Genomic DNA, 26,544 nt, shown 5'->3' on the forward strand with positions numbered 1-26,544 from the left:
GAGCGTACATGTCTGACCAATCCCACTACGGGGGCCGGATCGGCGTCCTGTACGGCGGAGACTCTCCCGAGCGGCCCGGGTCCATCGCGAGCGCCGAGGCCGTGTTCAAGGCGCTGTCGGGCGCCGGTATGAGGGCCGAGATGATCGACCTGGGCGACGTTCGCGAGCTCGGCGCAGGCCTGCGGGAACGCATTGACGTCGCCTTGCTCGCTTGCCACGGGCTCGGCGGTGAGGACGGCAAGATTCAGGGCCTCCTGGAACAGCTCCGGATCCCGTACACGGGCTCGGGTGTTCTGGCCTCCGCGCTCGGCATGCACAAGCCGACGTTCAAGACCCTGCTGGCGGCCCGGAACATCGACACCCCCAGGTCCATCACGGTGCTGACGGAGCACTCCGTGGAGACCACCCTGACGACGGTCGAGCTGAACCTCGGCTACCCGGTGTTCGTGAAGCCCGCGGGCGGCGGGGGGAGCCTCGGCGCCGGCATCGCCCGCACCGCGGAGGAGCTGACTGAGCTGCTGCGGGCGCGGCGCGACCAGCCGTACGCCGAGTACATGGTCGAGGAGTACATCGACGGCATCCCGTGCACGGTCGGCATCCTCGACCAGGGCGGCCCCGTCGTGCTGCCGCTGCTGACCTGCGAGACGGATCGAGCGTTCTACGACTACGAGGCGAAGCACGACCGAGGCCTTCGCCACGAGACCTGCCCGGCCGAGCTGCCGGAGGAGGTGGAGCAGCGGGTGGTGGAGACCGCGCTGCAGGTATACCGGCTGATCGGTGCGCACGGGGTGAGCCGCGTGGACTTCCTGGTCGGCGCGGACGGCCGCTGTCCAGTGCTGGAGGTGAACACCGTTCCGGGGCTCAGCGAGGCCGGGAACCTGGCCACGATGGCCGCCGCGGCCGGCGTGTCGTACGTCCAGCTGATCAAGGCAGTGCTGGACACGGCCTTCACGAAGGTCTCGTACGTTCCCTGACGGCGGCAGAGTGGGGGCATGACCGCTGCCACGACCCACCATGTCCCCTACTTCTCCCAGTGGGAGTCGCCGGCCCTGGTGCCCGAGTTCGTCTCGGGCACCACTTCGGCGGCCGACGATCCGCAGTGGGAATCGTCCGGTGCCGACACGGCCGAGGAGTACGCCTTCTGGGCGCCTCGGATGTGCGGCATGGCGTGCCTACGGATGGCGCTCGGGCACTTCGGGCAGCCTGTGCCCGCGTCGGTGCCGCTGGTCCGTGAGGCCCTGGATGCCGGAGCGTACGTACGCGACGGCGATCAGGTGCACGGGCTGATCTACGCACCGTTCGCCGCCTGGGTGGCCTCCCGCTGGGGCCTGTTCGCCGAAGCCAGGCCCCAGCTGTCGGCGGAGGAGGTGGACGCCGAGGTCTCCCGCGGGCGTCTGGTGCTGCTCTCCGTGCACAAGACCATCCGAACCCTCGACCCCACCCCGGCGCAGCGCGGCGGACACCTGGTGCTCGCCGTCGGCGCCAACCCCGACCACATCGCGATCCACAACCCCTCCGGGTTCCCGGAGCAGTCACAGCAGTTCCACCAGGTCCCGAGGACGGACCTCGGCCGGTTCTTCGCCGGACGGGGGGTCGTCCTGGGCCCCGCACAGTAGGAGCACCCGTGATCCCCTTCTCTCTGGAAATCGCCGCCCTCGTCACCAACGGGCACCTCGACGTCGTTGACGATCACAGCAGTCACATCACCGGGCCGCTGGTCTTCGACTCCCGCGAGATCACCCCCGGCAGCCTGTTCTGCTGCCTGAAGGGCAAGACGCTCGACGGGCACGACTTCGCCGCGCAGGCCGTGAAGGCCGGGGCTGTCGCCGTGCTCGCGGACCATCCCGTCGGCGCTCCTGCCCTCGTGGTCCCGGATGTGCTGGCCGCGATGTCCCAGATCGCCACGCGTGTGGCCGACGCCTACACCGGCACGGTGATCGGGCTGACCGGGTCGGCGGGCAAGACCAGTACCAAGGACCTGTTGAAGTCCATCCTGGAGCTGGATGGCCCCACCGTGGCGACGCCTCGTTCGTTCAACAACGAGATCGGCTTCCCCATCACCGTCTCCAGGGTCGAGAAGGACAGCCGGTACCTCCTGCTGGAGATGGGCGCTCGCGGCCTCGGACACATCGACAGCCTGTGCGATGTCGCCCGGCCGTCCATCGCCACCGTGCTCGGGGTGGGCTCCGCGCACATCGGGGAGTTCGGTTCCCGCGAGGTCATCGCCGACGCGAAGGCCGAGATCGTCCGGGCCCTGCCCGCGCACGGGATCGCCGTCCTCAACGGGGATGACCCCCTCGTACTCGGAATGGCCGGGGACACCGAGGCTACGGTCATCACCTTCGGGTTCGGTGAGGACTGCGATGTCCGCGCGGAGCAGGTCGGTGTCCAGCACGACGGACGCCCGCACTTCGTGCTCGTCTATGGAGATGCCCGGCGTCGGATCGACCTGCGGGTCCACGGCCGGCACAACGTGCTGAACGCCCTGGCTGCCGCTGCCACCGCCATCGCAGCCGGAATCCCTGCGGACCGTATCGCCCAGGGGCTCCGCGAGGCGGAGATCTCCAGCGGCGGCCGCATGGAGGTCACCACGCGGGCGGACGGTGTCACCGTCATCAACGACGCCTTCAACGCCAGCCCGGAATCCGTCGTCGCCGCGCTCGTCGCCCTCGGGGACATCGCCGGGGCGACTCGCCGGAAGGTCGCGGTCCTCGGGGAGATGGCGGAGCTGGGCGACGAGGCGGACGTCTGGCACGACAAGGTGGCCGAGCACGTGGTCCGTCTCGGCCCGGCCGAGGTGATCGGCATCGGCCGCACCCACATGGATCGGATGCTGACGGTGTTCAAGGCCGCAGGACTCACCGCCTCGAAGGCCGACCAGGGTGTGCCGCTGGTCGAGGAGATCCAGCGTGTGCTGCGGCCGGGCGACGTGGTCCTGGTCAAGGGTGCCAACTCGCTCGGGCTCGAAGCGGTAGCTCGGGAGCTCGCCGGCACCTCTGCGACGTAGGAGCCGTCCGGCTGGCCCCGCTTCGTTCGTTCTGCAGCGGGGCCCAGCCGTGTCCGTTTTCGGCGAAATGCCGTCGCCTGCAAACTGGCGCAATTTTCGTGCATTACAGGTGAGTTCAGTGCAAGGATTTCACCCGAGTGGCCCGGCAGCACCCCGAGCGAGGAGGGCACCATGGCTCTGCGCATGCTTGGCAAGGACCCCGAGAGCAAGACGGGCGACAGCCCCACGATCTACCTGGACGACGAGCGCGACACCTACGTGGTGCAGGGCTGGAAGGTCCTGGACACCGAATGGCGGGCCCAGTTCGGGCTGCCCGACCAGGAGGACGTGATCGAGCTGCCCCGCAGGATGGTGGCCTTCTTCGAGAAGGAGGATCGTGGCGCCGCCGACGTTTAGGGAGCTCCTGGCCTCCGCTCAGCACTCCGCCGTACATCTGGAGATGCGGGATGCCTACATGCCCGATCCCGCATTCGATGCGTGGCGGGACGGCTCGCGGGAGGATCTCCTTGCCGATGACGAAGACTTTCAGGCCTGGCTGAGCTTGGTGCGGGAGACCACCGCTCGTGGGGTGGCTATCCGAAGAGCCCGCTTGTTCTGCACCCCCGAGAGCGACTACATCCGCTGGGAGCACTTCATCTCCGACGCCAACGTGTCCGCGGGTGAGGACATTCGGTGGTTGTCGCGCCGCAACACCACGGGCATCGGCTTCCCGGGCAACGACTTCTGGATCTTCGACGATTCCCAGGTCCTCGTCCAGCACTTCGCCGGCGACGGGACGATCAAGCCGGAGTGGCGGGAGCTGACCACCGATCCTGTGGTCCTGGACCTGTGCCGCCGCTCGTTCGAAGCCGTGTGGGAGCGTGCGGTCCCGCACGCCGACTACAAGACCAGCTAGCCCTCCTCCCATGGCCGCGTCCCCCTTCCCCGCAGTCGATGAGGCCCGCCGGAGCCTCGGGGCGCGCCTGCGCGAGTTGCGCCGAGCGGGCGGCTTCAAGACGGCACGGGCCTTCGCGGCCCGTGCCGGCTGGAGCGAGTCGAAGGTCTCCCGCCTCGAGACCGCTGTGTCGTCGCCGACCGAGGAAGACCTGCTCACCTACGCGGAGTACTGCGGAGCCCCGGAGGACTACGCGGATCTGCTGGCGACAGCGAGCAGCATCGAAGAGATGTACGTGGAGTGGCGGCGCGTCTTCGGTGACGGTCTCGCCCCGGTGCAGGAGGCTGCTCTGCCACGCTACGAGCGCACCCGTCACTTCCGTATCTACGAGCCGGGCGTGGTGCCTGGCCTTCTCCAGACACCCGCCTACGCGCGGGCCCTCATGGGCCGGATCATCGATTTCTGGAACATCCCTGATGATGCCGAGCAGGCCGCCGAGGTGCGTGCTGTCCGCAAGGCCGCCGTCCTTCGGGATGCCGGGCGCCAGTTCGGCATCGTGGTGGAGGAGACCGCGCTCCGGGCCCGCTTCGGGGACACCGAGACCATGGCCGCCCAGCTCGGGCACCTGATGACGGTCTCGCTGTGGCAGCAGGTCAGCCTGGGCGTGATCCCGATGGGCGCGCAGCGGGTGCTGTGGCCCAACGAGGGGTTCTGGGTGTACGACGGGGAGCGCGTCGTCATTGAACTGGCCTCCGCCGAGGTGACGTTGGTCCAGCCGACCGAAGTGGCCACCTACGCCAGGATCTTCTCGGAGCTCGCCCGGATCGCCGTCTACGGCAAGGCCGCTCGCGCGTTGATCGCCGATGCGATCAACGCACTTGAATGACCGGCTGCAAGCCCCTGCAAATTTCTTGAGCCCGCGGCCCCCGCCTCACCATGCTGTCACCACCCCAAACAGCTCCCATCAAGATCGGTGGTGATCGCGTGGGCACGAAGGACGCCCCCTCGTCGTTGGAAGACAGCATCTCCGGCAACGCGGCCGACTCCCTGACAGAAGCGTTCAGTTCCATCGGCATCGACTTGCCGTCGATCCACAGCGCACGCAGCACCGAGGGCCGGCTCTACGTCGACCTGGGCAGCTGCTCGCCCGCGGTCGCGTACCAGCTGGCCCACTGGATCCAGGACCACCAGTGACTCGGCTGGCCGCGACGCCGACTTCGGTGATCATGCAGCCCACAACCCAGTGCCTTCCCCTCGACTGCTCCTACTGCTACCTGCCGTTCCGGAAGACCAAGCACCTCATGCCCGTCTCGGTGGCGGAGTCCGTCGCCCGGTCCGTGAACCCGTGGGCGGGGTCGAACGCTGCCTTCGAGGTGGTCTGGCACGGCGGGGAACCCCTGGCGGCGGGCCGCGATCATCTGGCCGCGCTCATGGCTCCATTCCGGGGGGTGAAGCACACCGTTCAGACGAACGCGGCCCTGATCGATGACGCCTGGTGCGAGTTCCTGATCGAGCACGACATGAGCGTCGGCGTGAGCATCGACGGCCCCGCGCACATGAACACCCAGCGGGTCACCAGTGCCGGACACCCCGCTTTCAACGTGATCATGCGGGGCATCGAGCGGCTGCAGCGCCACGGCATCCCCTTCTCGGCCATCGCGGTCGTCTCCGAGCCTGACGCTGCCCTTGCCGGAGAGTTCTACGAGTTCTTCGCGGAGCTGGGCTGCACGTCCGTCGGTGTCAATATCGAGGAGCAGGAGGGCGCCAACCTCACGGAGGAGCGGGACGCCGAGGAGGTGGTCCGGTTCTGGGAAGCACTGGCCTCCGCCTGGCAGGCCAGCCCGAGCATTCCGGTGAGGGAGGTGACCCGGGTTCTGGACTTCGCCCGCACGGTACTGAACCGTGGCGACCACGCCGGCAGCACCACCGTGGTGGGGGACCCCCTCCCGACCGTGGCCTATGACGGCGGTGTCGTACTCCTGTCGCCGGAACTCGCCGGCTACCAGGACGCACGCTTCGGTGACTTCACCACCGGCAACGTCCTGAGCGATCCACTGCACGTGCTGCTGGCCGAAGCCGAGGCTCGTACGCCTTGGTTGACGGAGTTGTGGGCAGGGGTCGACTCCTGCCGCGCAGCCTGCCCGTACTTCGCGTTCTGCGGTGGAGGCCACGCGGCGAACCGGTACTTCGAACACGATCGCCGCCTCGACGGCGGTCGCACCCGGTACTGCACGTCTTCCAAGATCGCACTCTTCGAAGGGATCACCCGTCATGTCCGCTCCCGCGCCCTCACTCACTGACCGCGTCACCGAGCTCTCCGAGGGCTTCCTTGAGCTCATATCCCTGGCTCCGCTCCCGCCCTGCGCGAAGTTCGACAACAGGCCGACCTGGGTGAACAACACGCCGGCCTTCGACAACAAGGCGACCTGGGACAACTGGAACAAGAAGTAGAACCGACTGGGTGGGCCACCGTCTGGCGGCCCGCCCAGCCCGAACGAACGGAGCATCCCGATGGAGAGCCGCACCTTCGGTCACACCACGGTGACCTTGCCCAATCTCGAAGAGCCCGGCCTGTACCTGACCAACGTGGCCGCTCTGGAGGCCAGCCGCGGCATCGTCCAGGACTTCCAGTACATGGGCGTCAACGTCCGTTCCCTGGAGCTGGCGTCGACACAGCTGGTCACCGGCCGTATCAGCGGGCTACGCGCGGAGCGGGTCGTCTTCGACGATGTTCGGGTCAACGGAGTCGAGTTCGTCGGATGCGACCTGTCCTCGCTCCAGTGGCGGGACAGCAAGCTCAGCCGCGTCGTGTTCCGTGGCTGCAAGATCATGGGCGGGATGCTTTGCGGGCTGAGCCTTGAGAACGTCCTGTTCGAGAAGTGCCGACTCGACTACGCCACCTTCGAGAAGGTACGCGCGGCTGGCCCTGTCGCATTCTCCGAGTGCAGCCTCGATGAGGCCACTTTCACGGAGTGTGACCTGACGGGGGCGGCGATCCACAGCTGCTCGCTGCGATCGACCGACTTCGGGAAGGGCCGCTATACCGGTCTGGATCTCCGTGGCAGCGACCTCTCCCAGGTCGCGGGGGCCGGCCACCTGAACAAGGTGCTCATCACGCCCGCCCAAGCCGACGAACTCACCCGGGCTCTCATGGCCGACCTGGAGGTCAGCTACGGCGATCCGATCCGCGGCGACCTGTGACCCGTTGCTCTGGAGGACCCACGCCATGCCCCTGAACATCGCGTTCCATGATCCTGCTGCCCTACGCGCACGGTGCCAGCACACACAGGTCCGCATCGCGCGCGCGGATGCCCGCTACGAGGATGGCGCCGTCATTCCAGGCGCGGCCTGGAGCCCCCTCACGGACGCCCTCACGCGCGCCTTGTCCGTGGACGCCTCGACGGCCCCGGAGAGGATCGTGGAGATCGTCCGTCCGCCACACCTCGACGGCGGCGGCGCCCTGGAGGATCTTGTGGCTCCGCTGGGCGATCCGGAGGCCCTGCACCTGGGCCGGGCCCCGGCGTGGCCGGACATGGTCACCACCACGGACAACTACGAAGTGGGCCGTCTCATCGGCATTCACCTCGACAACTGGGACAGGCTCTCCTACGCCGACAAGGCCACTGGCCGGCGGCGGCTCTGCCTGAACCTCGGGCCCGGCCCCCGGTACATCCTGCTCGGGGACCTCGATGCCCAGGAGGTATGCCGGGCTGTCCACACCGACTACCGCAGCCGTTACCCCCACACCGATGACGTGCGCGCGCTCATGGCCTCAGGGGGCGCGATGCGGTGTTTCCGTCTCCGTCTCGATCCAGGCGAGGGGTACATCGCCCCCACCGAGCTCATCCCCCATGACGGATCGACCGAGGGTCTCTCCTCGTCATCCGTGGCCGCGTTCTGGCTCGGCCGGTGGGCGCCTGGAGTTCTCCCCAGCCTCATATAGCGGCGCGTCGGAAGGCCTCGGCCTCGATCGAGTGGAATCCGGCCGGGCGAGCCCTTCGCCATGGCCCGTTCCTACATTCTGACCAGCCAGAACAGCAGAGCGCACTGAGCAAGGAGCACCGCTATGGCCTTCGACTTCCCCGATCCGGCCGATGAACCGCTGGAGGTGTGGGCAGCCCGTCGAGAGGGCCGCAGACGCAAGGTCGGCGAGCTGCGAGCGGTCTCCCTGACCGATGGTCCGGCCCGCGGTGGCCACGTTCAGCCCGAGGCCCCGAGGGCCATCGAACGCTGGGACGGCTACGCCTGGGAGCCGGTCACGATCGCCCGCGACTACGCCGCTACACGACGGCTCATCGACCCGACCGCTCCAGCCGATGCTGTCGTCGTTCCCGGCTACAGCCCGCTGCCGCTGCGCGCTGGACGCGGCCGGCACCGCCGCACCTGACCCTGCTCCACCCCGAACGAGACGAGGAACGCATGCAAGACCTGTGGAAGACGATCACCGAGCTGGCCGCCACCTTCGAAGCCAGTGACTCCGGGCGGTCCTTGCCCATCGAGGAGCAGTGGACTTTGCAGGTCCTCAAGATCGGGGAGGAGTTCGGGGAGGCGGCCCAGGCCGTCGTAGGTGTTCGGGGGACCAATCCGCGCAAGGGGCAGTCGCATTCGTGGGAGGACGTGCAGGCGGAGGTGGCGGACACAGCGATCACGGCTTTGGTCACGCTCGCACGGATGCGCCCCGATGCGGCCGACTACTTCGCTGGTCAGGTCGCGGAGAAGTCGAGCCGGTTCCTGCCTCAGCAGCCGACCTTCGACGACGCGGTCTCGGCGGAGGCGCCGTGAGCGGCGTCTGGCTCCCGCCGGAGGAGTACATCGCCACGCTCCCGAAGGCGACCGCGTACGCCTGCTTCTTCGTGACCGACGAGCAGGACCGGCCGGTCCAGTTACGTGCGGCCCGCAATCCTGAGGTCTGGCAGTGGCCGGGCGGCAACATCGATGCTGGGGAATCGCCCTGGCTGTGTGCTCGGCGTGAGGCTCTGGAGGAGGCCGGCCTCACGATCGGCGGTGTGCCGAAGCTGTTGGCGGTGCACTTCCTCCCCCCGCTGGGCGACTGGACCGTCCACAAGATCGGGTTCGTCTTCGATGGCGGGCGGCTCACTGATGAGCAGATCAGCAGCGTCGTGCTCGACCCCGACGAGCACAGCGAGTTGAAGGTTCTCGCGCTGTCGGACTGGGAGCGTGCGATGGGTTCGGCCGGCTACCGGCGGCTGTGCGCGGTGGCCGATGCCCGGCGGACGGGGAGTGCCTGCTACCTGGAGCACGAGCTGTCGTAGCGGGTCCGTGCCGCTCGATGGAAACGGGCAGAAGAGGATACGTCCAGTGCCTGGGCGTCCCGGTCGCGCGGCTGGTGGCGCCGGATACGGAAAAACCCCCGAGCATCGGCTGATTGGCGGGGGCGTTTCCGTACACCTCTTGGAAAGTGTGATCCCCAGTCTAACGGCGCCGCGGGGACGCTTCCGGGGCCCGTGTGCAACCCGACCTCTTTACCCGTATTCTGCTATGGAAGATTCGGGAGAGAGGTGGGGTTGTCGTGGCGAAGCCGCTGGTAATGGGCCGCAAGGAGATCGCCAAGGTGTACGGCATCGCCCCCACGGCCGTGAGTGACCGTTGGGTTCCTGGCGGGGTGCTCTCGTACGAGGACGCGGTGATCGTCTCGGGCAAGCCGTACTGGCCGGGCGGCCTGGTGATCGACCTGGCGCTTCCGCCGGGGAGCCGTGGCCGGCAGCTGGATCAGGGCCTGCTGGAGAAGCTCATCGAGGAGCAGGGCTCGACGTCGAAGCCGATGAAGGCCGCGGAGTTGCCGCCTTTGGTCGGCGCACAGGAGTACGCGGAGCTGTTCGGCGTGAGCCAGGTGAAGGTGAGTCAGGCGGCGCGGACGAGTGCGCGCGGCCAGCTGCCGGCGGCGGACTACTCGCTGTCGGGGTCGTCGCTGTGGCTGCTGGACACGGTGCTCGCCGGCGCGGAGCACACGGTGAAGGTTTCGGCGGAGGCCCGCCGCAGCCCTGGGGAGTGGAAGTTGAATGAGTCGGTCGCGGAGCAGCTGAGGACCGGCACGTATGAGGGGCCGGGGTCGTCGTTCAAGGCGCGTGGGAAGAAGGCCGTGGCGGAGGACTCCGAGGCGTAGGCTCCACGCCTTCGCTGAGGCCGGCCGCCCTCGCCGTGTCCTGCGGGACCGGCGAGGGCGGTTCTCGTGCTCTTACGCCTGCGGCGGGCGGCCTTCGGGCTTGTCGGTGCCGAGCTGCTCGTTGAGTTTCTGCTGCACCGTGTCGGTCTGGCTCTGGTACTTGTTCTGGGTCTTCGCGTCGAAGGCGTCTCCGGCCTTCTCTACGCCCTGACGGGCTGTGTCCTCGTGGCCCTTGAGCAGGCCCTTGAGCTTGTCGAGCATCGACATGGCGGCTCTCCTTACGGATGTCGGAGGGTCCAGCATTGCGGCATTTGTTCGGGCCCGCATCCGCAGGCTGCCGCTCAACCTGCGTCGAGGTTCGGGCGCCTTCCCTTGCCGGGCGCTGGTTGACACCCCCTCCATGGATAGTAGAATTGCGATACAGGCAGGGCGATGCGGTTGATCCATCACGCCGGAGTGACGTAGAAATAGGCCACTACTTACAAGAGGGGGAAGGTTCATGACTTCCATGCAGCTCGAATTGCCGATGGCGCCGCTGCGCCACCCAGACCGGGCCGGCGAACCGCTGAGCATCCAGGACCGCTTCGAGGCGTTCCACCAGCCCAACCCCTGGATTCTCGGGAAGCTGGAAGCCATGACCGCCGACTGCGTCGACCGCGGACTGAGGCGCGTGGGTATCGGGATGCTCTTCGAGGTCCTGCGCTACGAATACGGCAGGGCCACCCGCGGGGACGCTTGGAAGCTGAACAACGACTACCGGTCCCGCTACGCCCGCCTCCTGCTTGAGCGGCACCCTGAATGGTCTTCCGTGTTCGAGACCCGGGGTCTTCGCAGCGCCTGGAATAGGCCACTACACAACACCTCTTGGAGTAGCTCATGTCCGCCCCGACCGTCCCCAAGCTCCGCACCCGAAAGCCGACGGGCGTCATCCCCTGGCCCGTGATCCTCCTCGAAGGCGAGGAGAAGGCAGGCAAGAGCCACAAGGCCGCCGAGTTCACCGGTTCCGAGAAGACCGGTCAGGCGTACTGGCTGGAGCTCGGTGAGGACACCGCCGACGAGTACCTGAACGTGCCCGGCGCGGACTACCTGCTCATAGACCACAACGGCACCTATCGCGACATCCTCGGACAGCTCGAAGCCGTGCACGCCGAGGCCAAGCGGGCGGCGGCCGCGAAGGAGAAGCCCGTCGTCCTGGTCATCGACTCGGTGTCGATGCTCTGGCGGATGCTCGTGAACTGGACGAACGACCGGGCCCGCCGCTCGAACACCGGTCAGAAGAAGCTGCGCCAGGACCCGGACGCCGAGGTCAAGCCGTCGATGAACTTGTGGAACGACGCCTCGGAGCGTTGGAACCGGGTGATGTACCTGGTCCGCACCATGCCGGGCATCGTGATCTTGCTGGCGCGCGGCAAGGAGGTCACGGCCGTGGACGGCAACGGCGACCCGATCCCGCGCACGACGGACTGGCGGGTCGAGGGGCACAAGTCCCTCGCGTTCGACGCGACGGTCTGGGTGCGCCTTCGCCGAGCGGAGCAGCCGCAGATCGTCGGGGCGCGCTCGCTGAAATTCCAGGTGCCGCGCGATGGGAAGCCGCGGAACGCCCCCGGCCTGACCATCGAGCAGCTGGTGTTCGGGCTGATGGGCTGCGAGATCCACAACCAGCCAAGGGCGACGCCCGAGCTGACGGGCGACCTCGCGCAGGCGTGGCTGCCGAAGGTCGACAAGGCGGCTGTGGCCGGCGTGGCCGAGCTGAAGAAGCTGTGGAAGCAGGTCGAGGCGGACGAGACCCTCAGCCGGGAGGAGGTCTTGGTGGTGCGCGCCTCCATCGAGCACAAGGCCGTCGAGCTGCAGAACCCGAAGCCGCTCGTGGACCCGACGAGCGATGCCGCCCGCCTTCGGGCCGCCGCAGCGGAGGACGGCACAGGGGCTCCGCCGGACGCGGCCTTCGACGAGTACGCCGCCGCCTGATCCGCGCACACCTTCTTGCCGGGCCCGCCTCGATGGGCGGGCCCGGCGCACCTCTTGGAGCTTGTTCATGACCACAACGGCCATAAGGCCCCGCGCCCGCTCGCAGGTTTCCATCTGGGAGGCCGCGCACGCCGCCGATGCACGCCGGCCCCGGTCGGTACAGACCCAGCTGGGGGCGTCGGACACGATCTGCATGCGCCGGGCCGGCTACATCCTGGCGGGCACTCCCCGGACCAACACCCCCGACAAGAAGACCGCGATCCTCGGCACGTACATCCACACGGGCCTGCTGGAGGACGCGCGGCGTGAGTACGGGTGGCTGGTGGAGCGGACGGTCCAGGACGACACGATCCGCGGGCACATCGATGTCGTGCAGTTGGACGCGGCGACAGCCGGGCGCCTCCCGAAGCGGCACCGGCCGAAGGTTGCCGCCGCGGAACTGACGGTGGAGGACGTGAAGACGAAGTCGGGCCGTATCTGGGACAGGGTCGTGCGGTTCGGGCCCACGGCCGCCGAGATGCGGCAGGTCCAGCTGTACGCGAGCCTGCTGTGCACGGTGGGCTTCGCGGACATCCCCGGCCAGCGGTACCTGCACCGGCTCGGGCCGGTGCAGGTCGAGCGGATCCGTTTCCGGTTCGTCAACCGGGACACGGGCGAGGAGCACGTCGAGGAGTTCCCGTTCGACCCGTGGCTGGCGGCGGAGGCGCGCTGGTGGGTGGACCGGGTGATCGAGTCCCCGGCTCCGGAGGAGCTGCGCCGCGACCATGACGGGCCGGAGCTGTCCGCGATCTGCGACAACTGCGCCTTCCTCTCCGCGTGCTGGCCCGATGCGGCCCCGGGGACTCCAGCGCAGACCCTGCTCATTCACGACGACGAGGACCGGGCGAAGGCCCTGGACCGCTACGTCCGTGCCCGCGAGCGCGGCAGGGAGGCGGACCAGGTGAAGAAGCTCGTCCGCGCCATGGTCGACGACTCGCCGGAGGGCAACTACGGCCCCAACCATCTGGGGTGGGAGGGCGGCAAGGACAAGGAAGAGGCCGACGTCGAGGCGATGGTCGGCGCGTTCGAGGACGCCGACCTTGCCGTGCCCATGGTTCCCGACCAGGACGCGATGGTCCGGATCATGCGCCGCGCCGGCATGACGGTGCCGATGCGCAAAGCGCCGGGCAAGAAGTCGCCCCGGTCGATCAAGGTCTCGAAGGCCCGCCCGGCCGCCTGATGCCACCCCTGGCCGCCTCGCACGTGCGGGGCGGCCGATGGCCCCAACGCACTCAGCTACACCGCTCACATGCCCTTGGAGGCTCCCCGTGACCATTCTTCGCCGCCACCTCAGCACCGGGTACACCGTGCTGCCGACGGCCACGCTCGAGGATGCGCGGTTGAGTTTCCGGGCCCGGGGCATCTTGGCGTACCTGCTGGCCAAGCCGGACTCGTGGAAGGTCGCCGCCGATCGGATCTCGAAGGCGGGCAAGGAGGGCATCGAGGCGGTCAGGACGGCGCTGCGGGAGTTGCGGGATGCCGGGTACTACCGGGTGGTGACCGAGCGCCTGGCGGACGGCACGTTCCATCGGGTCACCGAGGTCTACGACCAGGCGCAGGAGTGGGCGGCGGAGGAGTTCCGGGAGGCGGAGCAGCGGCGGGCGGCACGGCGGCGGAAGGCCGGGGGTCCGGCTCCGGTGGGCCAGAGTCCGGCCGGGCCGGGGCCTGAGGGCGAGGTCGGCACCGAAACCGGGTTTTCGGGGTTCGGTTCCCCGGGGTCTGGTTCTCCGGCCGCTGGTTCACCCGGGCTTATAGGTAGTAACCAGAGCAAGTACTCAAAGAAGAACCCCCCAACCCCCGCAGCTGGCGCTGCTGGGGATCCCGCTGCCGCAGCAGAGGAGACCCCGGCAGCGCCGCAGGAGCCGGGGCGGTGCTCGGCGCACCCAAAGGGCGGGGGGCGGTCCTGCCGTGGCTGCGGGACGAGTCCTCGTCAGCAGAGGGCGGATGAGGAGCGGGCAAAGAAGGAGGCGGCTCGTGCGCGGGAGCGCGCCCGGGACGAGAAGGTGCTGAGCGAAGTCCGTTCCGACGGGGCTCCGTTGTCGTCGGTTGCCCGGGATGCGATCGCGGAGATCCGTGTGCGGTCGCGGGCGGCGAAGGAGACCTCGGCTTCGGTGAACCCCCGGAACAAGAAATAGGCCACGATCTTTCTGTATCCTGACGCCGTCGCCTGATTGACACCCCCACCCCGCGTAGTAGAATTCAGATAACGCGGGAGGGGCCCGCGATACCTCTTGGAGAGAACGCATGAACCAGCCTCAGATCAGCCAGGGCCGCGCCTCCGTGGCGCCGGAGTACTTGATGGACGTCCCGACTCGCTCCTGGGAGATCCACGTCAAGAGCTCCGCCCGGCGGCCGACGGTCCACCTCTACGTCGACCATTTCCAGGTCGCCGCGCAGAAGCAGCAGGGAGGGCAGGGGTGGACGCTGATCTCTGTGCGGGAGTTCACCAACAGCCGGCCCCGACTCGGGCTGTCGATGACCGCGATGCCCTGGCAGGTCAGCTTCGCACTGACGGCCGTGCTTGAGCAGGTACGGGAGCAGGAGTTCACGGACTCCCGCCTGCTCCAGTACACCTGATCTTTCAACCGCGCACAGCCACCCAAAAATAGGCCACTACACATTTCTTGGAGCAGTCTCATGAAGCCTCCTGCCGCCCCGGCTGTCGGCACGGCGCTCACCGGTGACGACATCCGGATGGCAGTCCGGGACTTCTTCACTCCGGCGCAGCTCGCCGCGTTCGTGGACCTGCCGTACAACTACCAGCGCGCCCAGTGGGGTGAGCAGCAGCTCCTGGACCCCGGCCGGCAGCTACAGATGCGCCGCGTGCCCGGCGAGCCGGAGGCGGGAGCCCTGCGCACCTGGACCCGGGCGCCGCGCGGCTTCACCTACGAGGTCGAGGCGCCCGGGGGGGATCAGGTCGGACCTCGTGGCCTGGGTCGACGCCTCCGAGCTGATCGACCAGCGCCTGACTCCCGTGCGCTACGGAGCACTTCTCCAGGCCGTGGACGACGAGACGGCGCATGAGCAGGCCTACCACCGCGGGCCGGTCCCCTTCCGGGACCCGGAGGTGTGGCGAGCCCTCGCCTACCAGCCGTGGTCGCGCACCGCCGCACGCCTGGCCCTGAGGGCGTCGGCGGCCAGGGAGGCCATCACGCCCGCGCCGCACCCCCAGCCCGCCCTGTTCTGACCCACCCGCCCCGCCCTGCCCGCCCGCCGAGAAGGTGCCAGCCGTGATCAATTCGACCGCCACGACGTCCTGGATGGAGCTGGCGCCGTGCGTCGGCGTCGAGGAGTTCGTCTTCGACCCTCCCGTCACCCGCAAGTCCGCCGAGGAGCTGGGCGAGCTCACCGAGCCCCCGCTGCGCACCTGCCTCGGCTGCCCGGTGGTGGTCGAGTGCTACGACCGCGTCCGCCCGCAGGGTTCTCAGTTCGATGGCGTGTGCTCGGCGCGGGTGTGGATCAACGGAAGGGTCGTCGCCTCGGCGGCGTCGGCGCCGGCGCTCCCGAAGGGACTGCCCTCGCGGGCGGGGGTGTGCGGGGAGAGCAGCGGCGTGAAGGGGTATCGGCGTAACGGTGAGCCGCTCTGCGGGCAGTGCCGCGTCACGGCGCAGCGCGCGCAGTCCCGCGCGGCGGGGGCCGCCACGATCCGCAAGCGGGGTGCGCTCAGCGCCCGCAAGGCCGCGCCGGCCGCAGCCTAACTATCAAGCTGTCGGGCCTGTGACCTGCGGGTTTATGCTGACACCCCCTCTAAGGATAGTAGAATTCAGATACAAGGAAGGGGGGAACCCCCGTCCGAAGACCAGCCGGAAGGAATCCCATGAACAGCGTCCCGATCCCCGACCCGCTCACCGTTCTGCACGTCGCCCGCAACTACGCCATCACCGAGCAGCAGGCGGAAGTCGCCCTCACCTGGGCCTCGGTCAACATGGCGGTCCAGTGGGCGGAGTTCGCCGTAGCCGCCGGACTGGACGAAGCCGACGGCGAGGCGATGAGCCGCTGGAGCCAGCAGTTCCCGACCATCCACATCGAGGCGCTGGACGAGGCGATCGCAAGCGTCGCGGCGGCCCCGGCGCCCGTCCTGAATCCGGTCGAGCAGCTGCTGGCCGAGGTCCGCCGCGCTCCCGCCCTGGCCCTGTACCGCCCGGCGAGCCCGATGCGCACCAACCGCAGCCGCGTCCGCATCCGCTGAGCGCACCTCTCCCCGGCCCGCCCCGCCACCGGGGCGGGCCGCGCCATGCCGCCACCCGACACACCACATGGAGGACCTGATGGGCGCCATCACCTTTTACGACATCGCCGCCGGAGACGCGCCGGACAAGGCCTTCGAGGCGATCCGCACCGAGGCCCTGATCGAGCACGGATACAGGGAGGGCACCGGCAGCATCGCGGAGAAGGACACCTTCATCGTCTTCGACGAACCCCGCCGATCCGAGGCCGCCGCATATCAGCGGGCATCGGAGCTGATCGGCGCCAACGACACCCGTATCGAGAACAAGTGGGGACCGGCGGGCGCCCTGCCGGTCACCACGTCCAGCGCCGAGAACGGCTGGCTGTTCTTCGGCTGGGCCAACGACTGAACCCCTCGGCGCGCCCGCACGGGCGCGCCGCCCACACCTCTTGGACTCGGAAGAACCACATGTCCTTCAAGCACCTGCCGCTCCTCGGAACGGCGGAGATCATCGCAACGCTGAACCTGAGCAACGCGCAGACCCAGAGCGCCGCTTCCCTGACGCACGCCGTCGCCCGCCGCGCCTGGTCGCGCCGGCCGGGCCACAAGCACGGCCAGGACTATGAGGAGTTCGCCGCCGCGATACCGGCCTGCAGCTGGCTGACGATGTTCGAGGTCGGTGCGCTCCTCCAGCTCGGCCGTCGGTGCGAGGCCGACAACCTGATGGCCGCGGCCCGCCTCGTGCACCAGTCCCGCGCGCGCAGCGGGGCCCGCCGGTGACCCTCACCCCTGCTGGGCCATCGAAGGCCAGCTCATCGACACCAATCCTGTCGCTCCCGGAATCGAGTAGCCCCATGACCGCCGTGCTCCTTGAGCAGCTCCGCAACACGGCCCGGAACCTGGCAGCCAGCCCGCACCCCAACGCCCACCGGCTGCTCGCTGCGGTTCCGCAGATGCGGATGACCTGGTGGGGGCTGTCCCCGGAGGATCGCCGGACCGTCCTGCTCTTGATCAGCTGGTCGGCCCGTTCCGTCGAAATCGTGCAGGACGGCACCGATGAGTCCCTGCTCGCGGACGCCCTGACCTCCGCCGCTCGGGCATGGGCCGCAGCCAACCCGGCCGGGAGCGCCGAGGACTTCGTAGAGACGAAGCACGAGGCCATGCTTCTGGCCCATCTCCTCGCCTTCGGCCCCGACCTTGAGGTCTCCCACCAACTGTCCCTGGCAATGACCGCGCTCATCCCCTTCAACCAGTGACCGGCACGATGCCTGCGGGCTGCCGACACCTACAACCCCGGATGGAGCCAGAGGTGTTCGACCTCTACATGACCCGCACCGCCTTGATCACGGCCGCTACGCTCCTGCGCGCACCCGCCGAACGCCGTACGCCTCTTGAGCTCGCGAAGGACGGCGGGCTGCTGGAGCTGTGGCAGCACACCGGGCCGGAGACGCGCCGGACGCTGCTCCTCCAGGCAGCGTGGGAGGCCCGCGGTGCGTTCCTCGGTGAGGCCGAGGACGATGCCCTGCGCTACGCCTCATACCTGGCAGAGGCCGCGGACGCAGCAGCTCGGGCCGGCATGACGGAGCGGGCCGACTTCGCGCACCTCAACAGCCCGCACTTCCTGGTCGCCCAGTCACTCGCCTTCGACCGGGACGACTTGGAGATATCGCTCGTCGCGACCCTGACCCTCGCGGTCCACATGTCCGCCGGGTGGCCGGCATGAACGCCGGATCCCGCGTGTGGCTGCGCCAGGAGGACGGTGAGAACGTCCGTGACCAGGCCGGGGACACCGTGGCCTTCTTCGTGACCGAGGTCCAGGCCCACCGTTGGGGAACGCTGTGCGAGCTCGCTGCGGACGACCCCGTCCTCCACATCCTCTACGCCGGCTGGCACCCCGTCGGCCGACTGACCCAGATCGGATCGGAAGAAACTTCATCGTGACCATCACGATCTCCCATACCCGCCTCGAAGGCACTTCTGTTGGGGTCGGAGGTGCGTCGTGCACTGTCGTGCTGGGCAGGGCCACACGGTTGAGTGAGACGGGATCGGTAGGGGTGTCGTGCACGTCAGGGATGTCGTTCTCGTCGCGTGAGCGTACAAGCACTTCCTTCTACGATCTTCCGGTCTTTCCGTGTGCTGCTTCCCTCCGGAATTGCGTACTGGACTGTCCTCGACTTTGAACTGCGTGTCGTGGAAGGGGCGGACGAGTTCCTGCGACATCAGCGGTTCGGGAAGGACAGTGCGGAGTCCACGACGGAGGCGTACGCCGGTGCCGTCGCTCTGTATCTGCGCTGGTGCGGGGAGAGCGGGCGGGCCTGGACCATCGGCGCCCGTCACCTGGGCATGTTCATGGTCTGGCTCAGACACGCACCGAGGCATTCCTCCCCGACACCGGTGTTCATCGGAGCAGGAGCCAAGGAGGTCCGCGGTCCGCGTCGGGTGAACGCCGTGCTCGCCGCGGTCCGTGAGTTCCTGAAGTACACCGTGGGCACTGGTGCGGCCCCCGGCTGGGTTATTGACCAGCTCTACGAGATCGGTGACAGTCGTGATCTGCCTGCCGAGGTTCGGGGCGAGTACGGGATCCCTCGCGGCTACGCGAAGGTCCGCCATCGCCTGCACGAGCCGGACGATCCGATCGACAGGGCGACCGATGAGGAGATCGTCGCGCTCGTGCGGGCCTGCCGCTCGGCCCGGGACCGGCTGATCGTGCTGCTGATGGCCCGCGCCGGCATTCGTCGCGGTGAACTCGTGGGTCTGCGCAGGGCTGACCTGCATTTCGTTCTCGATGCCAGGCCGTTGGGATGCCCTGTTCTGGGCAGTCACCTGCACGTCATCCGCCGCGACAACGTCAACAGGGGTTGGGCCAAGTCCCGTAACTCCCGAGCGGTTCCGGTCGATGCCCTGCTCTTGCAGGCCCACGATCAGTACGTCATCGAGCGAGCTGCTGTTCCGGCGGCAGCCGACAGCGACTTTCTGCTGGTGAACCTCTTCCGCGGCCGCATCGGCGCCCCGATGCGGCCCGGCGCGATCAACGAACTGCTGGCCTCGCTCAGCCGCCGGTCCGACCTGCAACGCCGCATCCGCCCGCACCAGGGGCGCCACGGATTCGCGGACAACGTCATGGCCGCCGGCGGCCAACTCGATGAGCTCGCAGAGCTGTTGGGTCACGCATCACTCATGTCGTCGCAGCCCTACCTGCACCCCTCGCACGAGCGTCTGCGGGACGCCGTCGAGCGGGTCCCCAGCCCCCGCCTGACCTTGGACGGAGAAGGAACATGACCGCCACCGCGACCAGCCCGCTCGCCGCCCCTCCCGCCGACGACGCGGTCACCGACCGCCTGCGGGCCCAGATGGACACCGGCTTCCTGACGAAGATCGGCTGGATCGAGGAGACGCTGACCTGGCACCCGCCGCGCGAGGATCCGCTCGTCGGCTACGGGATCTGCCGCATCACCGGCTGCAAGACCGTGATCGGCCACCGCAGGCGGTGGTGCGTCGCCTGCACCAGGGCGTGGAAGGTCAGCGGGCTTGCGGAGGAGGAATTTCAAGCGGTACGCCGCCGGGACGTCAAGGAGTGGAACGAGACCCTCTGCACGGTCGTCCGGTGTGAACGGCCCGCCAAGACCGGGCGGTCGATGATCTGCACCGCTCATATGTGGCACTTCCAGCAAAGCGGCCAGAGCCTGGAAGAGTTCGCCGCCCGCACGGATCTGACGCCCTACCCGCATCCGGGCTTCTGCCGGGTCAACCTCTGCGACTGGCGGCGCTACACGACCCAGGGCCAACTTCAGGGGCTCTGCTTGCCCCATACCAAGAGGGCGCAGGCGCTTCGGCGCGCAGACTCCGACGTCGACCTGGAGCAGTGGATGCGGACCGCGCCCGCCCGGCGCGACGGCCGCCGGGTCGACCTGCGCGGCCTGCCGCCGCAGGTCGTCGCGGAGATCCTCTTCGGACTCCAGGAACGCTACCGGGCCGGGAACATCACCGAGCTCGCCCGCATCCAGCTGCTCTGCAACCAGGCCCGCGACCAGCAAGTCACCACCCTTTCGGACCTGGCCCTCCTGCCCGGCAATATCGAGTCGCTTCGGTCCACCATCGCCAGGGCCGCCCGCCGGGCCCTGGCCGATCCCGAAGCCGAACGCCACAAGGACATCTGGAACCTGGAAGCCTTTGGACAAGGCAACCGGACCGTGGACTTCACCGGCATCACACAGCCCTGGCTGCGAGAGGTGGTCAAGTACTGGGTCAGTGAGGAGATGCCCCGCCGCCGCGGGGACGCGATCGGCTCCGTCATGCAGCACTACGTGCTCAGCCTGACCCGGCTCTCGGAGAGCCTGCGCCTGAACCGCGCCGATGACCACGACGATATCCCCGCTCGGCTCACTCGCGGTGACGCTGTCTGCTTCCTCAACCGTCTCGCCTACCTGGCCAGCATCGGCAAGATCAGCCAGCGCACCCGGAGGGTGGACTGCCGCAACGTCAAGCGTGTCATCAACGACCTGCGCCACCGTGGCCGGCGCATGCCCGGCGACATCACCCGCACCCTGCCACCAGAATTCACCTTCCTCGCCGAGGACATCCCCCGCGAGGACAATGGCGACGAACCCGGCCGGTCGCTGCCCGAACGCGTGCTCGCCCAGATCTGCCAGGCCCTGCCCGAGCTGGAGAAACGCTCCGGTTCCTCGATCCGTGTCGCCGCCGAGCTCCTGATTGACACCGGTCGGCGCCCCGACGAGGTCTGCCGCCTTCCCTGGGACTGCCTCGCCACCGGTGGCGACGGCAAGACCGTGCTCATCTACCACGACTACAAGGGCAACCGGCCCGGTCGGCGCCTGCCGATCGCGGACGCCACCGCGGAAGTCGTACGCAACCAGCAACGAGCCGTCCAGGCCCGCTTCCCCGACACCCCGCTCAGTGACCTCGCCCTGCTGCCCGCCCTGAAACGCAACCCCGCCGGCAGCCGTCGGCTCTCCGACGTCTCCCTCAGCTCCTCCCACCGGGACTGGGTCAATGCCCTGCCCGCGCTGCTGGCCGACGGCGACGTCGAGTTCAACAAGGCGGCGATCGTCCCCTACGCCTACCGGCACAGCTATGCCCAACGGCATGCGGACGCCGGCGTCCCGCCCGACGTCCTGCGCGATCTCATGGGCCACCGGACGATGCGCACAACTCAGACGTATTACCGGATTGCCGGCAAGCGGATGCGTCAGGCGGTCGAGCGGGTGGCAGCCCACCAGTTCGACCGCAACGGTCAGCGGACCTGGCAGCAGATCCAGGGCGCCCTGGATGACGAGCACACCCGGCTGCGTATCGGACAGGTCTCCGTCCCCTTCGGCATCTGCATGGAACCCAGCAACATCAAGGCCGGCGGCCAAGCCTGCCCATTTCGCTTCCGCTGCCTGGGCTGCGGCCACTTCCGCACCGACGCCTCCTACCTCCCCGAGCTCAAGGACTACCTCCAAACCCTCCTGCGTGACCGCGAACGCGTCCTGGCCACCGGCGAACTCGACCCCTGGGCCCGCACCGAAGCAGCCCCGTCCGAGACCGAGATCACCAAGCTCCGCCAGCTCATCCACCGAGTCGAGGACTCCCTGGACGAGCTCACCGACGACGAACGCGAACAGATCAAGGACGCCGCCAACGCCCTGCGCCGCACCCGCCAGGTCGTCGACCTCGGCATGCCCGCCATCGGCTCCTTCATCGACCAGACCAGGAACACGAACCGCCCATGAACAGCGCAGAACACCTCACCGACGCCCGCCACCAGGACAGCGAACGCCGCCGGACCAAGGTCCTCGCCGCACTCGACCAACTCTCCGCCAGCGGGGCCGACATCAGCGTCTCGGCCGTCTCGCGCGCCGCCGGAGTCCACCGCAGCCTCATCTACCGCCACCCCGACCTGCACGCCGCCGTCACCACCCGCGCCGCCGAACCACAGATCAACACCCCAAGCGGCCCCAGCGCGAGCAAACAGTCCCTCCTGGCCGACATCGCGAACCTCACCGACCGCGTCCGTCGCCAGGAAACCCACATCCGTCACCTCGAACAACGCCTTGCCGAGGCACTCGGCGAACAGGTCTGGCAACGAGCCGGCCTCGGCGGACCACCTGACCACGACGCCCTGCAAAAGCGCATCAACCACCTCGAACAGCACACCACCGAACTGCAACAACAACTTGCCGACCTCGACGACGACCTCGACGCCGCCCGCGCCGCGAACCGCCAACTCATCGCGAGCCTCAACACATCGAAGGACAAGCCGTGACGACCAACGAGGGCGAACGCCAAGCGATCAACATCGTTGCTCGAACGGCACCTGGGCTCAACGCCCGCTCCGTGGGGCCGCTAATAACGGATTAGCTATACGAGTACCGGGCCTCGACACTCGCACCGGATCGCACCGCAGCCGGTCCAGTTCCAGACCCGTCGGCCGGAGGGAACGATCAACGGGTTGCCCGCTGCCGACTGGCAGCGGGCAACCCGTTGACGCGGGGGTAGGGGCGCCTACTTGGCCGCCTTGGGGTGGAGGAGCCTGCTGGCAGTCCAGTCCTGGGCGGCGTTGTGGGAACTCTTCAGTTGGAGGCCGGCGGCCAGCGCGGCCTCGCTGATTTCGCTGGGTTCGATGTGGCCGCTCCGCCCGCTCTCCGGGGTGAGCAGCAGGACCGCACCGTCATCCTTGACGTAGGTCCTGGTGTCGAGCAGGGCGTCCGTGAAGTCGCCATCACCGTCACGGAACCAGAGAAGGACCGCGTCGACCTGGCCGTCGTCGTAGTCCTCGTCGACCAGCTGCGTGCCGGTGGTCTCAGCGATGGCCTCGCGCAGCTCCTCGTCCGCGTCGTCGCCATGGCCCATCTCCATGACGATCATGCCCGGCTGCAAACCCAGCCTGGTCGTCACGGTGGTCAGTTCTGTTGTCATTGCTTCCTCCTGTGTCACGGGGCGCGCCATCGCACCACAGAGTAGCCAAGAAGATACACACAGTGACAACCTGGATTGCCGGGCCCGGTCGCGATCCACCACGGGCGAGGACGCCAACAGCCTCACCGGGCGGCAAGGACCTGATTCTCGGGACCCCCGGCCGGACTCTGCGCGGTCGAGCGTGAACACCTGGTCCACCTGCGCGTGTTCACCGGCCACAGCCGGGCCAGGATGGCCGAGGAGACCTACCGCGTGCACGACACCTGTCGCGAGAGCCCGTCGGCCACCCTCTCCACCTGACCAGGCCCGATTCGACAGCAGCACGCTTCTACGGATCAGTAGCCATACAGAAGGGCGCGCTCCTCAGTGGTTCTCGGAAGGGGGACGGCGTCTTCGAGATCGTCAGGCCCCACGGCTTCTGGTTCTCCCGTTCCCTCGGCAGTCTCTACATCCGGCAGTCCCGGGACAAGGAGGCCGACACCTGGCGGATCAACGGCGCGGCCGCCGCGCTCCGGGAGGCCGGTCACGAGGTCACGGTCGAGATCGACGAGGACACCCGGCGCACCTTCAAGGAGGCGGAGGCCGACCGTGAGGACCGCGCCGATGACCGTGCCGAGAGGTTCGGCGACCGCGCGGACCGCGCCAGCCGCTCCTCCGGGGCCCGGCTCGACGCGGCCCACCAGATCGCAAGGAGCATCCCGTTCGGCCAGCCCATCCCCGTCGGCTACTCCGGCGAGGGCCGCGCCCGCCGGGACGCCGCGCGGATCGACAGCAACATGCGGGCCGGGATAGCCGAGGCGGACCGGGCCGGCTACTGGGCCGACCGCACCCGGGCGGCCGAGAGTTTCAAGGCGCACAGGAACAACCCGCAGCGCACCCTGCGCCGGCTGGAGAAGCTGCGCGCCGACCTGCGCCAGCAGGAGCGGAGCTATCCGGAAGCTGCCGAGAACGGCTGGGACTCGGGCGACCGGCACTCCCGGTACGTCCGGGACCTGAAGGAGGAGATCGCCCACTGGGAAGAGGTCATCGAGAAGGCGAAGGCCGACGGGGTGAAGCTCTGGGAGGCCGACGACTTCGCGCCCGGCGACTTCGTGCTGTACCTCAACTCCTGGTACGAGGTGAAAAGGGTCAACCCGAAGACCCTGTCGGTCGCCTGGAACTTGCGGTTGGCCCCCAAGCGGGTGATGACCTTGGAGGACGCCACGTTCGACGGCGGCCGGGTCGGGACGCATTCTGCGGACTACACCCAGGTGCAGGGGCGCTGCCCGGGCGAGGCGATGCGCGCCTTCCTCGCGGACGGCAAGGTGCCGGGCACGAAGTCCGCCCGCGAAGCCTCGGAGGCCGCCCCGGCCGGCCCCATCCGCTAGGCGCAGGCGGAGGCGAAGGCGAAGAAACCGAAGCAGCGCAGCACCCCGTCGGGCCCGAAGCGGATCAAGCTCGAATGCAGGCCGGGTTCGCGCGTGGGGACGGTGACGTGGCTCAACGGCCGTGGACAGCCGCACAAGAATCATCCGCCGGTGACTATCCCGGGACCGGTGGACCCGGCGTGCATCGCGCCCGAGTGGTCGGGAACGCTTCAATCCCAGGTCGCCGAGCTGCTGGTTGAGCACGGCTACGCCTGCCGGAGTAGGTGGGCCGTCTGTCGGGACGGCGGCATCGTCCGCGCCATCGAGCCCGCCCCGGCGGCCGCGGAGCAGCCGGTCACGTAGAGGGGTGCCCGGTGGGTTGAGCTGGCTTGACCCTCACCCCATACATAGTAGAATTCAGATATAAGGCGAGGGGGTGGCCCATCCACCACCCCCTCGCCGCCCTCCATACATCCACTCCGGGGAGACACGCATGCCCGATACCGCCTACCTGAACGCCTACCTCTTCGAACTCCCGCCCACCCCGCGCAACGCGACTTCCGCCGCGCTGGCCCTTGCCCGTATCGACACCCTGGGATGGGCCCCCCTGGGGGGCTACCCGGGGTCCGATGTGAACTGGCCCGTGGCCTGCATGCTGTGCGGCTGGCAGGGCGTCCGCTTCTACAGCCACCTGCGGCGAGCCCAGCCGCCGGGCAGGCACTCCGGGTGCGCCCCGAGGGCCGAGTTCCCTCCCCTCCCGGAAGCCCTCGCCTCGACCGCCAGCGGCTCCTGCACCTGCCGGGTCCGCCACGCCACCACCGCGCAGGAGTTCTTCGCAGCCGCTCACCTGCTGCTCCTCGCCCATAACGACGGCCAGCAGGAGAAGGCCGTCGCACTCACGGAACACCTGCTCGGCCCCTGCCCGGCCACCGCCCGGCGCGGCCGTGCCGCGCTGAGGGCCTTCCCCCGATCCTGACCCGCCCCGACCTGAGAGCAGACACATGACCCCGTACAAAATGGGCGACCGCGTGAGCGTCCTGTACCTGTCCACCGCCTACGGCACATGGCTGGCCTACAACCGATACGTACTGGAGGTCGCCCCGGATGCGGCATACGGCCAGCGCGTGTGGGTGGAGACGCCCGACAACTGCGCGGGCGGCCCCGTTCTCGAGATGCCCGCGCACTCGGACTTCCTCAACGCGATGGAGGCGGAGCCGATCACCTCCCAGACTCCTGGCCTACTGGAGGCCAACCTGAACTGGCGTGTGGCTATGGCCGCTCCGGACTCGAAGGTCCCGTCATGGCCCTCCGGGCGCAACGGTGAAGTGGTCCACGTGCCGGTGACCCCGCGGGAGCGCAGCGCCCACGCCGCCAGGGCCGTGCTGCTGATGGAGCAGCTGCGCACCTGCGACCCGGCAGCGTTCCACCGGTGGAAGACGAAGCTCGACGCAAGGATCACCCTCCTGGAGGCCGGGCGATGAGCGGCGCCGGCCGGGACTCGGCGCCGACGGGAGGCGTATGGCGTGCCCGCTTCCGTAAGCCGGACACCGCGCTGGAGTGGCGCAGCATCGTGCCCGCTCGGCGCATGGGCGCCCGTGGCTGGGCGCGTTCGAAGGCGGCGGCGCCGCACGACGCCGCGAGCGCGACTTCGCCCGGCGACGACTGGCCGCAGGCGCAGCTGTACGAGCTGACGTACGTGCCGGTCCTCCGCTCGAGGGAGAGGGCGGTCGCGTGGGCAGCCCTGCGGGAGGTCGGTGCCGTATCCCCCTTCCGCGGCTGGATATCCGGCGCCTCCCTCGGGCACGGCCCCCGTGACGACTCATGGAGGGGGCTCCTGACGGACGCGCACGCGAACTTCCGTGAGCGCCTGATCGGACACGGCGACGGCCTCCCGGAGATCATGGCCAGCCTCAACGGCTCCCCGCAGCAGTGGGAGGTCGAGGCGTACCGCGACACCTTCGGCGCGGTCAACTGGGTCGCCATGCAGGAGGACATCCACAAGGCGGCGGTGTCGATGCTGCGGCAGACCCCGTACGGAATGGTCTGGGTCGACGAGGGCTGACCTGCCCGAGCCCATTTCGGGGAGGGTTACCCCTCCCC

At 68.7% G+C, this 26,544-nt stretch carries 37 protein-coding genes; 35 read left to right on the forward strand and 2 right to left on the reverse strand.

Going from position 1 to position 26,544, the window contains the following annotated elements:
- The first annotated feature begins 8 nt into the window (after nt 1–8).
- The 15 genes from ACODT5_RS07680 (at nt 9) to ACODT5_RS07750 (ending at nt 10,005) form a co-directional block, all read left to right on the forward strand.
- The gene (locus ACODT5_RS07680) at nt 9–974 is read left to right on the forward strand and encodes a D-alanine--D-alanine ligase family protein (protein ID WP_422518423.1); all 966 of its coding nucleotides are present in this window, start codon (nt 9–11) and stop codon (nt 972–974) included.
- 18 nt (nt 975–992) lie between these two features.
- Nucleotides 993–1,616, forward strand: coding sequence for a C39 family peptidase (locus ACODT5_RS07685; protein WP_422518424.1), 624 nt, complete (start codon nt 993–995; stop codon nt 1,614–1,616).
- 8 nt (nt 1,617–1,624) lie between these two features.
- A complete protein-coding gene (locus ACODT5_RS07690; RefSeq protein ID WP_422518425.1) occupies nt 1,625–3,007 on the forward strand; it encodes a UDP-N-acetylmuramoyl-tripeptide--D-alanyl-D-alanine ligase in 1,383 nt (460 codons plus the stop codon).
- Nucleotides 3,008–3,178: 171 nt separating this feature from the next.
- The gene (locus ACODT5_RS07695; protein WP_422518426.1) at nt 3,179–3,403 is read left to right on the forward strand and encodes a hypothetical protein; all 225 of its coding nucleotides are present in this window, start codon (nt 3,179–3,181) and stop codon (nt 3,401–3,403) included.
- A gap of 43 nt (nt 3,404–3,446) precedes the next feature.
- On the forward strand, nt 3,447–3,902 hold the full coding sequence (locus ACODT5_RS07700) for a DUF6879 family protein (protein ID WP_422519589.1): 456 nt from the start codon (nt 3,447–3,449) through the stop codon (nt 3,900–3,902).
- Between the two features lie 10 nt (nt 3,903–3,912).
- Complete coding sequence (locus ACODT5_RS07705) at nt 3,913–4,767, forward strand: helix-turn-helix domain-containing protein (RefSeq protein ID WP_422518427.1); 855 nt, start codon at nt 3,913–3,915, stop codon at nt 4,765–4,767.
- Between the two features lie 98 nt (nt 4,768–4,865).
- Nucleotides 4,866–5,075: a hypothetical protein gene (locus ACODT5_RS07710; RefSeq protein ID WP_422518428.1), complete on the forward strand. Its 210-nt coding sequence runs from the start codon at nt 4,866–4,868 to the stop codon at nt 5,073–5,075.
- A gap of 32 nt (nt 5,076–5,107) precedes the next feature.
- Nucleotides 5,108–6,181: a cyclophane-forming radical SAM peptide maturase AmcB gene (amcB, locus tag ACODT5_RS07715; RefSeq protein ID WP_422518429.1), complete on the forward strand. Its 1,074-nt coding sequence runs from the start codon at nt 5,108–5,110 to the stop codon at nt 6,179–6,181.
- Nucleotides 6,153–6,332, forward strand: coding sequence for a multiple cyclophane-containing RiPP AmcA (gene amcA, locus ACODT5_RS07720; protein ID WP_422518430.1), 180 nt, complete (start codon nt 6,153–6,155; stop codon nt 6,330–6,332). Before amcB ends, amcA begins: the two co-directional genes overlap by 29 nt.
- A gap of 60 nt (nt 6,333–6,392) precedes the next feature.
- A complete protein-coding gene (locus tag ACODT5_RS07725; RefSeq protein WP_422518431.1) occupies nt 6,393–7,082 on the forward strand; it encodes a pentapeptide repeat-containing protein in 690 nt (229 codons plus the stop codon).
- A 25-nt stretch (nt 7,083–7,107) separates the two neighbouring features.
- A complete protein-coding gene (locus tag ACODT5_RS07730) occupies nt 7,108–7,824 on the forward strand; it encodes a hypothetical protein (protein ID WP_422518432.1) in 717 nt (238 codons plus the stop codon).
- A 123-nt stretch (nt 7,825–7,947) separates the two neighbouring features.
- A complete protein-coding gene (locus ACODT5_RS07735) occupies nt 7,948–8,268 on the forward strand; it encodes a DUF6087 family protein (protein ID WP_422518433.1) in 321 nt (106 codons plus the stop codon).
- 32 nt (nt 8,269–8,300) lie between these two features.
- The gene (locus tag ACODT5_RS07740; protein ID WP_422518434.1) at nt 8,301–8,663 is read left to right on the forward strand and encodes a MazG-like family protein; all 363 of its coding nucleotides are present in this window, start codon (nt 8,301–8,303) and stop codon (nt 8,661–8,663) included.
- On the forward strand, nt 8,660–9,154 hold the full coding sequence (locus tag ACODT5_RS07745; RefSeq protein WP_422518435.1) for an NUDIX domain-containing protein: 495 nt from the start codon (nt 8,660–8,662) through the stop codon (nt 9,152–9,154). Before ACODT5_RS07740 ends, ACODT5_RS07745 begins: the two co-directional genes overlap by 4 nt.
- Nucleotides 9,155–9,411: 257 nt before the next feature.
- Nucleotides 9,412–10,005, forward strand: a complete 594-nt coding sequence (locus tag ACODT5_RS07750) for a hypothetical protein (protein WP_422518436.1) — start codon at nt 9,412–9,414, stop codon at nt 10,003–10,005.
- 72 nt (nt 10,006–10,077) lie between these two features.
- On the opposite strand, the gene ACODT5_RS07755 is transcribed toward ACODT5_RS07750, so the two are convergent.
- A complete protein-coding gene (locus ACODT5_RS07755; protein WP_422518437.1) occupies nt 10,078–10,272 on the reverse strand; it encodes an antitoxin in 195 nt (64 codons plus the stop codon).
- Nucleotides 10,273–10,881: 609 nt separating this feature from the next.
- Between ACODT5_RS07755 and ACODT5_RS07760 the strand changes: the two genes are divergently transcribed.
- The 15 genes from ACODT5_RS07760 (at nt 10,882) to ACODT5_RS07830 (ending at nt 22,445) form a co-directional block, all read left to right on the forward strand.
- Nucleotides 10,882–11,973 carry an AAA family ATPase gene (locus ACODT5_RS07760; protein WP_422518438.1) on the forward strand — a complete coding sequence of 364 codons (1,092 nt, stop codon included), beginning with the start codon at nt 10,882–10,884 and terminating at the stop codon, nt 11,971–11,973.
- 67 nt (nt 11,974–12,040) lie between these two features.
- Nucleotides 12,041–13,192: a hypothetical protein gene (locus tag ACODT5_RS07765; protein ID WP_422518439.1), complete on the forward strand. Its 1,152-nt coding sequence runs from the start codon at nt 12,041–12,043 to the stop codon at nt 13,190–13,192.
- 88 nt (nt 13,193–13,280) lie between these two features.
- Nucleotides 13,281–14,147 carry a hypothetical protein gene (locus tag ACODT5_RS07770; protein ID WP_422518440.1) on the forward strand — a complete coding sequence of 289 codons (867 nt, stop codon included), beginning with the start codon at nt 13,281–13,283 and terminating at the stop codon, nt 14,145–14,147.
- A 109-nt stretch (nt 14,148–14,256) separates the two neighbouring features.
- A complete protein-coding gene (locus tag ACODT5_RS07775) occupies nt 14,257–14,589 on the forward strand; it encodes a hypothetical protein (RefSeq protein ID WP_422518441.1) in 333 nt (110 codons plus the stop codon).
- 349 nt (nt 14,590–14,938) lie between these two features.
- The gene (locus tag ACODT5_RS07780; RefSeq protein ID WP_422518442.1) at nt 14,939–15,199 is read left to right on the forward strand and encodes a hypothetical protein; all 261 of its coding nucleotides are present in this window, start codon (nt 14,939–14,941) and stop codon (nt 15,197–15,199) included.
- A 43-nt stretch (nt 15,200–15,242) separates the two neighbouring features.
- Complete coding sequence (locus ACODT5_RS07785) at nt 15,243–15,710, forward strand: hypothetical protein (protein ID WP_422518443.1); 468 nt, start codon at nt 15,243–15,245, stop codon at nt 15,708–15,710.
- 119 nt (nt 15,711–15,829) lie between these two features.
- Nucleotides 15,830–16,201 (forward strand): hypothetical protein, encoded by a 372-nt coding sequence (locus ACODT5_RS07790; protein ID WP_422518444.1) that lies wholly within the window; start codon nt 15,830–15,832, stop codon nt 16,199–16,201.
- Nucleotides 16,202–16,280: 79 nt separating this feature from the next.
- The gene (locus tag ACODT5_RS07795) at nt 16,281–16,589 is read left to right on the forward strand and encodes a hypothetical protein (protein ID WP_422518445.1); all 309 of its coding nucleotides are present in this window, start codon (nt 16,281–16,283) and stop codon (nt 16,587–16,589) included.
- 59 nt (nt 16,590–16,648) lie between these two features.
- Nucleotides 16,649–16,960 (forward strand): hypothetical protein, encoded by a 312-nt coding sequence (locus tag ACODT5_RS07800; RefSeq protein ID WP_422518446.1) that lies wholly within the window; start codon nt 16,649–16,651, stop codon nt 16,958–16,960.
- Between the two features lie 74 nt (nt 16,961–17,034).
- The gene (locus ACODT5_RS07805; RefSeq protein WP_422518447.1) at nt 17,035–17,436 is read left to right on the forward strand and encodes a hypothetical protein; all 402 of its coding nucleotides are present in this window, start codon (nt 17,035–17,037) and stop codon (nt 17,434–17,436) included.
- A 53-nt stretch (nt 17,437–17,489) separates the two neighbouring features.
- Nucleotides 17,490–17,903, forward strand: a complete 414-nt coding sequence (locus ACODT5_RS07810) for a hypothetical protein (RefSeq protein ID WP_422518448.1) — start codon at nt 17,490–17,492, stop codon at nt 17,901–17,903.
- The gene (locus tag ACODT5_RS07815) at nt 17,900–18,121 is read left to right on the forward strand and encodes a hypothetical protein (protein WP_422518449.1); all 222 of its coding nucleotides are present in this window, start codon (nt 17,900–17,902) and stop codon (nt 18,119–18,121) included. The genes ACODT5_RS07810 and ACODT5_RS07815 overlap by 4 nt, the downstream gene beginning before the upstream one ends.
- Nucleotides 18,122–18,619: 498 nt before the next feature.
- On the forward strand, nt 18,620–19,459 hold the full coding sequence (locus tag ACODT5_RS07820) for a tyrosine-type recombinase/integrase (RefSeq protein WP_422518450.1): 840 nt from the start codon (nt 18,620–18,622) through the stop codon (nt 19,457–19,459).
- Nucleotides 19,456–21,912, forward strand: a complete 2,457-nt coding sequence (locus ACODT5_RS07825) for a tyrosine-type recombinase/integrase (protein WP_422518451.1) — start codon at nt 19,456–19,458, stop codon at nt 21,910–21,912. The genes ACODT5_RS07820 and ACODT5_RS07825 overlap by 4 nt, the downstream gene beginning before the upstream one ends.
- Entirely contained in the window at nt 21,909–22,445 is a 537-nt protein-coding gene (locus ACODT5_RS07830; protein ID WP_422518452.1) for a DUF6262 family protein, read from the forward strand. Before ACODT5_RS07825 ends, ACODT5_RS07830 begins: the two co-directional genes overlap by 4 nt.
- Before the next feature lie 239 nt (nt 22,446–22,684).
- Here ACODT5_RS07830 and ACODT5_RS07835 read toward each other — a convergent pair whose 3' ends face one another.
- Nucleotides 22,685–23,098: a DUF3052 domain-containing protein gene (locus ACODT5_RS07835; RefSeq protein WP_422518453.1), complete on the reverse strand. Its 414-nt coding sequence runs from the start codon at nt 23,096–23,098 to the stop codon at nt 22,685–22,687.
- Between the two features lie 542 nt (nt 23,099–23,640).
- On the opposite strand from ACODT5_RS07835, the gene ACODT5_RS07840 reads away from it, so the two are divergent.
- The 5 genes from ACODT5_RS07840 (at nt 23,641) to ACODT5_RS07860 (ending at nt 26,506) form a co-directional block, all read left to right on the forward strand.
- The gene (locus ACODT5_RS07840) at nt 23,641–24,465 is read left to right on the forward strand and encodes a DUF3560 domain-containing protein (RefSeq protein ID WP_422519590.1); all 825 of its coding nucleotides are present in this window, start codon (nt 23,641–23,643) and stop codon (nt 24,463–24,465) included.
- Between the two features lie 150 nt (nt 24,466–24,615).
- Complete coding sequence (locus ACODT5_RS07845; protein WP_422518454.1) at nt 24,616–24,807, forward strand: hypothetical protein; 192 nt, start codon at nt 24,616–24,618, stop codon at nt 24,805–24,807.
- A gap of 130 nt (nt 24,808–24,937) precedes the next feature.
- A complete protein-coding gene (locus tag ACODT5_RS07850; protein ID WP_422518455.1) occupies nt 24,938–25,420 on the forward strand; it encodes a hypothetical protein in 483 nt (160 codons plus the stop codon).
- Between the two features lie 25 nt (nt 25,421–25,445).
- Nucleotides 25,446–25,925, forward strand: a complete 480-nt coding sequence (locus tag ACODT5_RS07855) for a hypothetical protein (protein ID WP_422518456.1) — start codon at nt 25,446–25,448, stop codon at nt 25,923–25,925.
- Complete coding sequence (locus ACODT5_RS07860; RefSeq protein WP_422518457.1) at nt 25,922–26,506, forward strand: hypothetical protein; 585 nt, start codon at nt 25,922–25,924, stop codon at nt 26,504–26,506. Before ACODT5_RS07855 ends, ACODT5_RS07860 begins: the two co-directional genes overlap by 4 nt.
- Nucleotides 26,507–26,544 lie beyond the last annotated feature (38 nt).

This window comes from Streptomyces tatrensis (assembly GCF_049310065.1).
In the GTDB taxonomy this organism is placed as follows: Bacteria; Actinomycetota; Actinomycetes; order Streptomycetales; family Streptomycetaceae; genus Streptomyces.